At 60.6% G+C, this 11,953-nt stretch carries 9 protein-coding genes; 2 read left to right on the forward strand and 7 right to left on the reverse strand.

Features of this window, described 5'->3' with window-relative positions:
- Positions 1-63: 63 nt before the first annotated feature.
- Positions 64-522, forward strand: coding sequence for a hypothetical protein (locus FXO11_RS20375; RefSeq protein WP_227546017.1), 459 nt, complete (start codon positions 64-66; stop codon positions 520-522).
- A gap of 135 nt (positions 523-657) precedes the next feature.
- Here the strand turns inward: FXO11_RS20375 and FXO11_RS02360 are convergent, their stop codons facing one another.
- From FXO11_RS02360 to FXO11_RS02380, 5 genes are read right to left on the reverse strand one after another with little or no spacing between them, the layout of a single operon-like run.
- Positions 658-888 (reverse strand): formate dehydrogenase subunit delta, encoded by a 231-nt coding sequence (locus tag FXO11_RS02360; protein ID WP_148861398.1) that lies wholly within the window; start codon positions 886-888, stop codon positions 658-660.
- Positions 885-1,763 (reverse strand): formate dehydrogenase accessory sulfurtransferase FdhD, encoded by an 879-nt coding sequence (fdhD, locus tag FXO11_RS02365; protein ID WP_148861399.1) that lies wholly within the window; start codon positions 1,761-1,763, stop codon positions 885-887. Before fdhD ends, FXO11_RS02360 begins: the two co-directional genes overlap by 4 nt.
- Positions 1,738-4,626, reverse strand: a complete 2,889-nt coding sequence (fdhF, locus tag FXO11_RS02370) for a formate dehydrogenase subunit alpha (RefSeq protein WP_148861400.1) — start codon at positions 4,624-4,626, stop codon at positions 1,738-1,740. The genes fdhD and fdhF overlap by 26 nt, the downstream gene beginning before the upstream one ends.
- Positions 4,627-4,643: 17 nt before the next feature.
- Positions 4,644-6,188, reverse strand: a complete 1,545-nt coding sequence (locus tag FXO11_RS02375; RefSeq protein WP_148864764.1) for a formate dehydrogenase beta subunit — start codon at positions 6,186-6,188, stop codon at positions 4,644-4,646.
- Positions 6,188-6,733 (reverse strand): formate dehydrogenase subunit gamma, encoded by a 546-nt coding sequence (locus tag FXO11_RS02380; RefSeq protein WP_148861401.1) that lies wholly within the window; start codon positions 6,731-6,733, stop codon positions 6,188-6,190. Before FXO11_RS02380 ends, FXO11_RS02375 begins: the two co-directional genes overlap by 1 nt.
- 90 nt (positions 6,734-6,823) lie before the next feature.
- On the opposite strand from FXO11_RS02380, the gene FXO11_RS02385 reads away from it, so the two are divergent.
- Complete coding sequence (locus FXO11_RS02385) at positions 6,824-7,906, forward strand: substrate-binding domain-containing protein (protein WP_148861402.1); 1,083 nt, start codon at positions 6,824-6,826, stop codon at positions 7,904-7,906.
- Positions 7,907-7,947: 41 nt separating this feature from the next.
- Here FXO11_RS02385 and FXO11_RS02390 read toward each other — a convergent pair whose 3' ends face one another.
- On the reverse strand, positions 7,948-9,606 hold the full coding sequence (locus FXO11_RS02390; RefSeq protein ID WP_148861403.1) for an OFA family MFS transporter: 1,659 nt from the start codon (positions 9,604-9,606) through the stop codon (positions 7,948-7,950).
- 501 nt (positions 9,607-10,107) lie between these two features.
- Positions 10,108-11,952 (reverse strand): protein kinase domain-containing protein, encoded by a 1,845-nt coding sequence (locus FXO11_RS02395; protein ID WP_148861404.1) that lies wholly within the window; start codon positions 11,950-11,952, stop codon positions 10,108-10,110.
- Between the last annotated feature and the right edge of the window lies 1 nt (position 11,953).

The following is an 11,953-nucleotide window of genomic DNA, read 5'->3' on the forward strand; positions in this document are numbered from 1 at the left end:
TCAGAACCAGAGTCGCCTGTCCCTGAAACTCCGTCCGTCACGACCGGGCTGGATAGTTGCACCTTGCAGGGGAAGACGATCCTTTGCTCAGGCAGGGCCTATCGACTGGCAACAAACCAGCCCAACAGCGCATTGGCGGACGGTGTGCTGGACGAATCAAACACCCTGGGCCTGGACAACTATAAGGGCGACCTGAACGACGAAGCGGCGGCGCGCAGGTATCTCTCAAACGCCTATGACCGCTACATCGCCAAGATGCTGGAGATCGGTTTGGGCGGTGCATCCATGAGCTTCACCCGCTTCTACAACAGTTTTCACCGGCACGAAGCCGAAGGAATCGACTTCGCAGAGCGGATGGAGTCGACGTTCAGTTATCTCAAACAGGACAAGCAGAATCTGGGTATCAGTGGGCGGCTGACCGAAGAGTTGCCCAAGCGGATCCAGGAATGTGCCTGGGCCGGGCGCGCCATCATCGTCTGCGACAACGTGGCAACCAATTGGATATATGTGCGACAGGAATAACAAGCTGGATCGTTATTGATCATATTCACTTGAGGCGGGTTATTTTAAGTTAGGGGCAAAGATAAAATAAGGTTTGTGGCTAATTTAAGTTGCAGAGGGCTTATTTAGCAGCCATCAGGCTTTCGATGAGTGGATTTAGCCTGCTTTGCGCAATTCATTCAGTCGCTCCACAGCCAACTTCGAAACCGCACTCAACTCACTCCCATCACTCTCCGCATACTCAATAATCTGCTGCTTCATACTACGCGCCCAGAATTTCTTGATATGGCTAGCGACCGCTTCGGCGGCTTTGTCCTTATCGCCGTGATCGAGGTTGACGCTGATCTGGTTGATCATTTTGATCAGGGGCTGCAGTGGGTCACTCACGTCTTGTTCTCCTGGACTTGATCGATGGCATTTGTGGTCTGTCCCTGGTGGTAGATCACGTGGCGGCCCGGGCGGGCGAAGCCGATGAGGGTCATGCCGGCCTTGCGCGCTTCGCGGATGGCCAGACCGGTAGGCGCGGAGACCGCAGCCAGGCAGCCGATGCCCACGGTGGCGCTTTTCTGGACCATTTCGAAGCTGGCCCGGCTGGAGATCAGCGCGAATCCATTTTCGAAGGTGTGGCCAGCGTGCAGGTGATAGCCAACGAGCTTGTCCAAGGCGTTATGGCGGCCCACATCCTCGCGGACGGCGATGATTGAACCGTCGACGTCGCACCAGGCGGCGGCGTGGGTCGCACCGGTTTGGGCTTGCAGAGGCTGGTGCTGCCTGAGGCTTTTTAGCGCAACCTGGATCGCGTGATCGCTAACAGTCGGGTGCGGTCCAACCTTCGGGATTTTGCGGATCGCGTGGGCCAGCGACTCGGTGCCGCACAGGCCGCAGCCGGTGCGCCCGGCCATGTTACGGCGTTGCTCCTTGAGGGCGAACAGGCGCTCGGTGGCGATGGTCATTTCAACCGTCACACCGTCCGGGCCGTGGTGCATTTCGAGATCGTAGACTTCATCCAGGCTGCAGACGATGGTCTCCGTCAGGCTGAAACCCAGCGCGAAATCCTCCAGGTCTACCGGCGAGGCCATCATCACCGCATGGGAAATGCCGTTGTAGACCATGGCAACCGGACATTCTTCCGCAACCACATCCTCTCCTTCGCCAGCCTGCTCCGTGCCGCGTTCGTCGACGCGGGTACGGAACAGGGGCGAAGGCGCGCTTTCCTCTTCGGAGGTCGCGCCGATGTCACTTGAGCGCAAAGTTCGATGCATCGGAGGTTTGCTCAAGATAAGCCTGCTGTCGTTGGTCGAAATGCTGGAAGTGTTTCTGCCATTCCGACGGTTGCGTGACTTTTTCCACCTGCACTGCGGTCACCTTGTACTCGGGGCAGTTGGTCGCCCAGTCCGAGTTGTCGGTGGTGATGACGTTCGCACCGCTGCCAGGATGATGGAATGTGGTGTAGACCACCCCCGGTAGCATGCGGTCGCTGATCTTGCAGCGCAAGACCGTCTGGCCCACGCGGCTGCTGATACCCAGCCAGTCGCCGTCCTTGATGCCGCGCAGTTCTGCATCGCTGGGGTGGAGCTCCAGTACGTCCTCATCGTGCCAGGCGCTGTTGTCGGTACGCCGGGTCTGGGCACCGACGTTGTATTGGCTGAGGATCCGCCCCGTGGTGAGCAGCAGTGGATAGCGCCGGTTGGTGCGCTCCTCGGTGGCCACGTACTCGGTAATAGCAAAGTGGCCCTTGCCGATGGGGAAGTCCACTTCGTGCATCGTCGGCGTACCGTCGGGGTGTTCGTTATTGCACGGCCACTGGATGCTGCCCAATTCGTCGAGCTTGGCATAGCTGACGCCGGTAAACGTCGGGGCCAACTGCGCGATCTCGTCCATGATTTCCGTCGGATGGCTGTAGTTCATCGGATAACCCAGGGCATTGGCTAGGTCCTGGGTGACTTCCCAGTCTTCCTTGCCCGCAACCGGCGGCATCACCTTGCGCACGCGGTTGATACGGCGTTCGGCGTTGGTGAAGGTACCGTTTTTCTCCAGGAAGGTGGAGCCCGGCAGCAGCACGTGCGCGTACTTGGCGGTTTCGTTGAGGAAGATGTCCTGCACGATCAGGCAGTCCAGCGCGGTGAGTGCGCTTTCCACATGCTGGGTATTGGGATCGGACTGGGCGATGTCTTCGCCCTGCACATACATGGCCTTGAACGTGCCGGCGATGGCCGCGTCGAACATGTTGGGAATGCGCAGGCCCGGCTCGTCGTCGATCTTCACCTGCCAGATGTCTTCAAAGCGCTCCCGTACGGCTGCATCGGCCACATGCTGATAGCCCGGCAGTTCGTGGGGGAAGGACCCCATGTCGCACGAGCCCTGCACGTTGTTCTGGCCCCGCAACGGGTTCACGCCCACGCCTTCGCGGCCAAGGTTACCGGTGGCCATGGCTAGGTTGGCGATGCCCATCACCATGGTGGAGCCCTGGCTATGCTCAGTCACGCCGAGGCCGTAGTAGATGGCGCCGTTACCGGCCGTAGCATAGGCGCGGGCGGCTGCGCGAACCTGTGCAGCCGGCACGCCGGTTTCCGCTTCCAGGGCCTCCGGCGAGTTGCGGTCTTCGCTGATGAAGTTGCGCCAAACCTGGTAGGCCTCGGCTTCGCAGCGTTTCTCGATGAAGGCCTTGTCTTCCAGTCCTTCCGTGACGACGACGTGGGCCAGCGAGTTGATCAGCGCGACGTTAGTGCCCGGCTTCAACGCCAGATGCATGGATTCGCCGCCATGGGGTGTCTTGAGCAGGTCGATGCGGCGCGGGTCGGCGACGATCAAGGAGGCGCCCTGACGCAGCCGGCGGCGCATCTGTGAGGCAAAGACCGGGTGGGCATCGGTCGGGTTGGCGCCGATAACCAGAATAGTGTCCGCCTTCATCACCGAATCGAAGGTCTGGGTGCCGGCGGATTCCCCGATGGTGGTCTTGAGGCCGTAGCCGGTCGGGGAATGACAAACCCGGGCGCAGGTGTCGGTGTTGTTGTTGCCGAAGCCGGCGCGGATCAGCTTCTGCACTAGATAGGTTTCTTCGTTAGTGCAGCGTGACGAGGTGATACCGCCGATGCTTTCCCGACCGTATTTGGCCTGCGTGTCCTTGAGGCGTTTAGCAGCGAAGCCGATAGCGTCTTCCCAGGATACGGTGCGCCAGGGCTGGTCGATGGATTCCCGGATCATCGGTTCCTTGATGCGGTCCTTGTGCGTAGCGTAGCCAAACGCAAAGCGTCCCTTTACGCAGGAGTGGCCATGGTTCGCGTCGCCACCCTTGTAAGGCACCATGCGCACCAGCTGATCGCCTTTCATTTCGGCCTTGAAGGAGCAGCCCACGCCGCAATAGGCGCAGGTGGTGACAACGCTGTGCTCCGGTACGCCCTGGTCGATCACGCTCTTTTCCATCAGCGTCGAGGTGGGGCAGGCTTGTACGCAGGCGCCGCAGGAGACGCATTCGGAATCAATGAAGTCCTCGTTCTGGCTGGCGGCGACGGTGGAATCGAAGCCCCGGCCATCGATGGTCAGCGCGAAAGTGCCCTGAACTTCCTCGCAGGCGCGAACGCAGCGGGAGCAGACAATGCATTTGCTGGGATCGAAGCTGAAATAGGGATTGGAGGCATCCGTTTCCGCATCCAGGTGATTCTTGCCATCGAAGCCGTAGCGTACGTCCCGCAGGCCGACGGCCCCGGCCATGTCCTGCAGCTCGCAGTCGCCGTTGGCAGGGCAAGTCAGGCAGTCGAGCGGATGGTCGGAGATATACAGCTCCATGATGTTACGCCGCAACTTGGCCAGCTTGCCGGTTTGCGTGGTGACATCCATGCCTTCGGCCACCGGCGTGGTGCAGGAGGCGGGGTAGCCGCGCCGGCCTTCGATCTCCACCGCGCACAGGCGACAGGAGCCGAACGCCTCCAGGTTGTCGGATGCACATAGTTTGGGAATGGTGATGCCCGCCAGAGCCGCCGCGCGGATGACAGACGTCCCTTCCGGCACGCTGATCTCCATGCCGTCGATGGTCAGGGCGACGTGGTTCTCGGAGAGCCTGGCCGGCGTACCGTAGTCCCGATTAGGGTCGACACGGTGCTGGCTGGGATCGAAAAAGTTCAACATGGCTTGCCTCCAGTCGGTCAGGCTTGCTGCCGGGTCAAATCGTTCGGGAAGTGCTGCATGACACTTTGCACGGGAAAAGGCGTCATTCCGCCCATGGCGCATAGGGAACCATCCACCATGGTTTCGCAAAGGTCGGACAGGAGTTCGAGGTTGGCGTCGGCGTTCTCGCCGGCACGGATGCGATCGATCACTTCCACGCCGCGCACGGCGCCGATGCGGCAGGGGGTACACTTGCCACAGGATTCGACGCTGCAGAATTCCATGGCAAAGCGGGCCTGTTCGCCCATATCCACGGTGTCGTCGAACATCACCACGCCGCCATGGCCGACGACGCCGCCGAAGGCCGCAAAGCCTTCGTAATCGATAGGACTATCCCATTGGCTTTCGGGCAGATAGGCGCCGAGCGGGCCGCCGACCTGGACGGCTTTCAGTGGACGGCCACTCAGGGTGCCGCCGCCGAAGCCTTCCATCAGTTCACGCAAGGTGGTGCCGAAAGCAAGCTCTACAAGGCCACCCTGCTTGACGTTGCCCGCCAGTTGCAGTGCAAGGGTCCCGCGGGACTTGCCCATGCCGTAATTCGCGTAGGCCTGCGCGCCCTGATCGATGATGAACGGGACAGCCGCTAGAGATAGGACGTTATTGACCACCGTAGGCCGGCCGAAGAGGCCTTTGATAGCGGGCAGTGGCGGTTTCGCCCGCACCATGCCGCGCTTGCCTTCCAAGCTGTCGAGCAATGAGGTTTCCTCGCCGCAGATGTAGGCACCTGCGCCCAGGCGCACTTCCAGATCGAAGTGCCTGCCGCTGCCCAGGATATCGTTGCCCAGATACCCCGCGTTATAGGCGCGTTTGAGGGCTTCGTTAAACATCCGGTGGGCGATTGGGTATTCCGAACGCAGGTAGATATAACCCTGGGTCGCGCCCACTGCCAGTCCGGCGATAGTCATGCCTTCGATGAGCATGTAGGGATCGCATTCCATCACCAGCCGGTCGGCGAAGGTGCCGGAGTCGCCCTCATCGGCATTGCAGACGATGTATTTCTGGCCCTCCGGCTCGTCGTGGACGGTTTGCCACTTGATCCCCGTGGGAAAAGCCGCACCCCCACGCCCGCGCAGGCCGGAATTCTTCACCTCGTCGACAATGGCTTGGGTGGCCATGGTCAGGGCTTCTTCCAACCCGGCAAAGCCGCGATGGGCGCGATAGTCGTCGATGGAAAGCGGGTCGGTGAGACCGATGCGGGAGAAGGTCAGGCGCTGCTGGTTCTTCAGATAGGGGATTTCGCCAGTCAGTCCGTGAGCCAGCGCGTGCGCCCGTTCACCCTCGAACAGTCCGGCATCGGCAAGCTCAGCCACATCGGAGGGATCGACCGGGCCATAGGCAACGCGGCCCTCCGGGGTGTCGACCTCAATCAGGGGTTCCAGCCAGAACAAGCCTCTCGACCCATTGCGGACAAGCTTCAGATCCAGTTGGCGGCTTTCGGCTTCACGCTCGATCAAGCTGGCGACGTCGTCCGCGCCAAGGGCCAGGGCGGTGGTGTCGCAGGGCACATACACGGTCACGGTCATCATTTCACCTCCAGCGTCGAGGTGGTGAGCCGGTCCACCAGGCGATCGAATTTGTCGGCGGTCACCCGGCCGTGGATGGTGTCATCCACACGGATCGACGGGCCGCAGGCGCAATTGCCCAGGCAATAGACAGGCTCAAGGGTAAATTCGTTGTCCCGGCTGGTCTGGTGATAGTCCACGCTCAGCTTATTCTTGATATGGGCTTCGAGCTGGCGGCTACCCACCGCCTGGCAGGCTTCCGCGCGGCACACATGCACCACGTGGCTGCCCGCCGGGTGTGTTCGGAAATGGTGGTAGAAACTAATAATGCCGTGGACCTCGGCGCGAGTGTGGCGCAGAGCTTCGGCAATGATGGGCACGGCCGCTTCCGGGATATACCCAAAGCGGTCCTGGATCGCGTGCAGGATCGGCAGAATGGCTCCGGGCTTGTCCTTCAGGGCATCAATCTCCTGCTGGATCAACTCGGGGGTCCACTCTTGCGGCTGCAGTGTACCGGAAGGGGCCATGGACAAGCTCTCATCAATGTGGTTATTGTGCTCTAACATATGAATTATCGTTCTTAATTGTTTTTGGTTTTGTTAGGCTATTTATCTGCAAAATAGCACTCAAAAATTAACCAATAAATATGAATAGTCATGCATAAGAAAAAACTTCATATATCACCCGCCTGGGTATTTCGAACCGAAGACGGCGAGTTGTTCGAGCCGGTCCTCTTCCGCTTGCTCAAGGGCGTGCGCGATTCCGGCAAGCTGACGGTTGCCGCCGAGGTTGCCGGTATTTCCTATCGCCATGCCTGGAACCTCCTCAACCGCGGTGCCGACTTCTTCGACGTGCCGCTGGTACTGATGCGCAAGGGGCACGGCACGCAGCTTTCGGCCCTCGGGGAGAAGTTGCTGTGGTCCGAGCAGCGGGTCAAGGCGCGCTTGGGACCACAAATCGACAGCATGGCCTCCGAACTCAATATGCAGCTCCAGCAGTTGCTTGCGGGCGCCCACCCGGTGCTGCGCCTGCATGCCAGTCACGGCTATGCGGTGGCGCTGCTACCGGATTTCTCCGAATGGGTGGAGCTGGACCTGCAGTACACCAACCCCGCCGACGCCCTAAGTGCGCTGGCCCGGGGCGAGTCCGACCTGGCCAGTTTCCATTTTCCCGCCTGCCCGCGACTGGCGGATCAGGTCATGGCCCTCTACAGGCGTCAGCTCGACCTCAAGAACCTGCGCGTGATCCGCTTCGTCACCCGGGAGCAGGGGCTGATCATCCGCAGCGACAGCCGAGAGGCAATCGCCGGCCTGCAGGATCTCACCAAGCCGGACGTCCGCTTTATCAACCGTGATCGTCATTCCGGCACCCGCATCCTGTTCAACTTATTGCTGGAGGAGCAGGGCATCGTGACTGACGACATCCGCGGTGCCGATCAGGAAGAGTTTACCCACACCGCGGTGGCGGCCTACGTCGCTGCCGGCATGGCCGACGCCGGTTTCGGTGTGGAGGCCTCGGCCCGGCAATTCGGGCTCGACTTTATCAACCTGGCCACCGAGCACTACCTGCTGATCTGCCCTGAAGACAAGCTCAAGCAGGGCAACATGCGCCAGCTGCTGGAGCTCATGGGCGCGCCCGAGTTTCTCGCCGAAATCGACAAGCTCCCCGGCTACGCCCCGGATCGCTGCGGCGAGATCTGCTCCTTTGAACAGATGCTCGCCGGAGATCGGGGCGTCTGACGGCGATCCGGGATTATTCCCGGTCGCCTCTAGCCGATGACTTAGAGCAACGCTGCGGCTTTGGCCAGCGCGATATAAAGTCCGATGAGAAACGGAATGCCCACACCCAGCCAGCACAGCACGCCGGTAATGCCGAACTTGCCGCGCGCGGCGGTTTCGGCGTTGGCGGAAACGCGGTCTTCATGCTGCAGCGAGCGCTCGTATTCCACCTCTTCTTCGGTCATCTGGTCGGATGCCTTTACCGGCCGTACCAGCGCGTTGCAGATCAGGCCCAAAAACAGCAGGCCCGCCATAATGTACAACGTGCGGTCGTAGACCAGCGCGGGCTCTACGCCTGCTTCCAGTTGGGCTTCGCGTAGCGCTGCGATAATCAGCGGGCCGACCAGGCCGGCGGCGGTCCAGGCAGTGAGTAATCGGCCGTGGATCGCGCCCACCATTTGCGTGCCGAAAATGTCCGCCAAGTAGGCCGGCACCGTGGCAAAACCGCCGCCGTACATGCTCAGGATGACGCAGATGGAAAGGACGAACATGCCCGCCATGCCGAGGTGTCCCCAGGTGGGTAGCAGGCAATACATAACGATGCCGATGACGAAAAAGCAGTAGTAGGTGTTCTTGCGGCCGATCTTGTCCGAGAGGGAGGCCCAGAACAAGCGCCCGACGCTGTTGAACAGACTGATCAGGCCCACCAGGCCGGCGGCCGCCGCAACGACCGCGGCCTTCTGGGCATCCGTCAGCGTGGCGGCGCTGTCCTGGATGCCAACCAGCGCGGCGCCGAACACATCCTGAAGCATCGGGCTGGCCATGGAAATGACGGCAATGCCGGCTGTCACGTTGAGGAACAGGACCCCCCAGATCAGCCAGAACTGCTTGGTCTTCCAGGCCCGGTTCAGGTGAACGTGTCCCTGCGTGATCATCGCGTTGGATTTCTGGTCTTCGGAGGGTTGCCAGCCTTTCGGGCGCCAGCCGTTGGGTGGGACGCGAAAGCCGATAGCACCGCTGACCATGACGATGGCGTAGATGATACCCATGGTAATTAGCGTCATGGCGACTCCGGTGCCCCCATCCGCGGAGAAATAGCTCATCAGCAGGACCGCCAGCGGGGCGCCGATCATCGCACCGCCGCCGTAACCCATGATGGCAAAGCCGGTAGCCATGCCGCGGCGATCCGGAAACCACTTGATGAGCGTCGAAACGGGTGTGATATAGCCCAGACCCTGGCCGATACCGCCCAGCACGCCCGCGCCCAGGTAGACCAGCCACAACTGATGGACCATCACGCCGATACCGCCAACCACCATACCGCCGCCCCAGCACAGGGCCGCAATGCAGCCAGCTTTTCGTGGTCCGGCATGCTCCAGCCAGGCGCCCCAAATGGCAGCAGAGACGCCCAGCACGGCGATGAAGATCCCGAACACATAGGTGACGTGGGCCACCGACCAGTTACAGGTGGTGGTTGTCAGCGCCTGAATAAAGCCGATATTGGCGCAGCTGGCCGGGGCGTTGGCAATCTCGTTGCTCATTGGCAACCAGAATACCGAGAAGCCGTACGCCATCCCGATACAGAGGTGAATCGCCAGCGCGGCTGTGGGTACCAGCCAGCGGTTGAAGTTGGGTCCTGCAATTGTGCTTTCACGGGCGAAGAAACCAGCGGAGCGCCGCCCGCCGGATGCCAATGTTCCGTCTTCAGTGATGCCGTCCATAAACAGTTCTCTCTTTTCTTATTTGTTTTGCAGAAGGCTCCGTTACAGATTGAAGAGCCTGCGTACAGCTTCGGAACGGTGGAGGTTCTGACTGCTAGTGCGTTCGTCGTCGGTGAGTGAATACGCAGCGAACTCCCGGGGGTGGGAGCGCAAAGGATGGGGCGCGAGGCTGGAAAAGCGGGGCTATCCGGCCACAGCTGCACGGGATGGAATCGCTCATGGCAGCTCTCTTTATTGTTTTATATGAATTGGAGTGCATAGGTGAAACGGTGTTGACAAGGGCTTCACCAAAGGCGTCATTTGATTTGAATGGTGGTTAGGCTGCAACTAGTCGAAAGTCTTATGATTTATTATGCATATATTGTGGAGTGCACTCAGACCAGTATGCCTGGGCTCCTAAAACGCTTGGTCTGAAAGGGGCTTGCAGTTGAAAGCTCGATGGGCCTCTATTTCTGAGAACCAGAGGGATCTATTGAGGTGATTGGCGAAGGTTATGGGTCGTCAGCTCTCTGTCCTCGGATTCTTCGGATAATACCGCTCCGGCAGGCGCTCGATGTGCGGGAAAAAACGCGTGTCTTTGTAGGGCATTTTCATAAAGCCCGAAACGCCCAGCCCGGTGATCTGGTCCACGGCGGCGAGGATGTCGTCCAGGCAGCGGCTGAATTCAACTTCCTTGGCCGGGTCGAGCAGGCGGTAGTGGCTGTGGATCTTCAAATGGCGGGGTAGGGCCTCGAAGATGATCATGCCGGTGTGATGGATGTTGTTCAGCGCTTCCAGGGATTTCATGATGGCATCGGGCAGGACCAGGAATTCTTCCGGGTCCGGGCCATCCTCGAAATAGGAGTGGATGCGGGTGCGGTCCTCGATTTCCGGGGCGGCGCTAACTTCGTAGCGTAGCTGCATGTCCGGGGAGAGGATGAACGGCTGGTTCGGATCGTCGCGGTCGACGTGCAGGGTGTCGCGGGCATTGAACAGGCAACTCTTGAAGATGCCCTGGCGGTAGATCGCCTGAGCCAGGTTCACCATATTGTTGACCGCCGTAACAAAGGCATTTTTGAGCTTGGGATCGTGCAGGTTCAGTGAGGTGTCCACATAGACGCCGTTGGCCTCCCAGCGCACCGCCAATCCGCCTTCCACCGGATAGCGGCCCAGTCGGCTGACCGCCGCCAGGAACGCCTTTTCGGTTTCACCCATGCCTTGCATGAAGTTCTTGTAGTAGCGGTCGAGCTGCACGTCGTTGACGTCATTGAGCGTCGAGGGCGCATTTTCTTCACGCAGGAATGACTTTCGCGAGCTATAGACGACGGTATCGATCTCCCGGTCCGATTGCCGTGTCCAGACCGGCACCAGTGGGCTCGGCGCCGGCTCGGGCAGGTCGATCATCACCGTGCGGGCCATGCGCGGCATCTCTTTCAGGTAGTAGTCGCCAGCGCGTCGGCGGGTGTCGGGGTCGGGGTCGAGCATGCCGTCCAGCATGCGGGCGAACGCCATCGGCAAGCCCAGGGAGGTGGAAGGTATGGCGTGGTGGCCGAAGCGGCAGGATTGTCCCGAGGCCAGCGCATAGAGCGTTCCCGCGGCACCCTGCTCGTCGAAACGTGGGGAGGAAAGCCCGCCATGCAGTTGTTCCTCCCCGATAAAGTAGACATCGCCTAGACGGGCGTTGGTCTGCTGCAGGTTATCGGACATCAGTTCCATCACATTGGCGGTGATGAACTGCTGATTGGCGTCCAGTTGCGCGAACACGGAGGAGCCCCAGTCGATCAGGGCGATGTTTTCGCGCTCGGCGTCGAAGACCAGGTTGGACGGTTTGATGTCGCCGTGGACGATGGGCCGTCCGGAAGGTCCGGATTCGCGGCGTAGATTGCGCAGGATATCCGCGAGCTGAGCGGCAATGCGCATGACCAGCCGGGGCCGCAGCCGGCCTTCCCGTAGCGAGACCTCTTCCAGGTTGAGGCCGGCGGCCCGCTCCATCACCAGAATGGGTTGATTCCGTGCCCGTTGGAACGCGATCAGACGAGGCACCCTGGGATGCTCCACCTGCTCGAGAATAAACGCCTCGTCTTCCAGCCGGTCCTGCAGGTGCTGGGGCAGGTTGACCCGGGTGAACTTGAATACGTGCTCAAGGTCCCGCGTACCCTCCAGCGCCAGCCGGCCGGCAAATACGAAGCCGTAGGCGCCTTTGCCGATCATCTCGATATCGCGGTAACCCAGCTGCCTGAGCTGGTCTGCGCACAGGGCCACCCAGTCCTTCAGTTTCCTGGCATCGTCCTCGCTGAGCAGATAGATCGACTGCTCTTCGGGGATGTAGAACTGCTGAAGCTGGGATGGCTCGGTGTCATGCAGCATG

It is taken from the genome of Marinobacter fonticola (genome assembly GCF_008122265.1).
GTDB lineage: Bacteria > Pseudomonadota > Gammaproteobacteria > Pseudomonadales > Oleiphilaceae > Marinobacter_A > Marinobacter_A fonticola.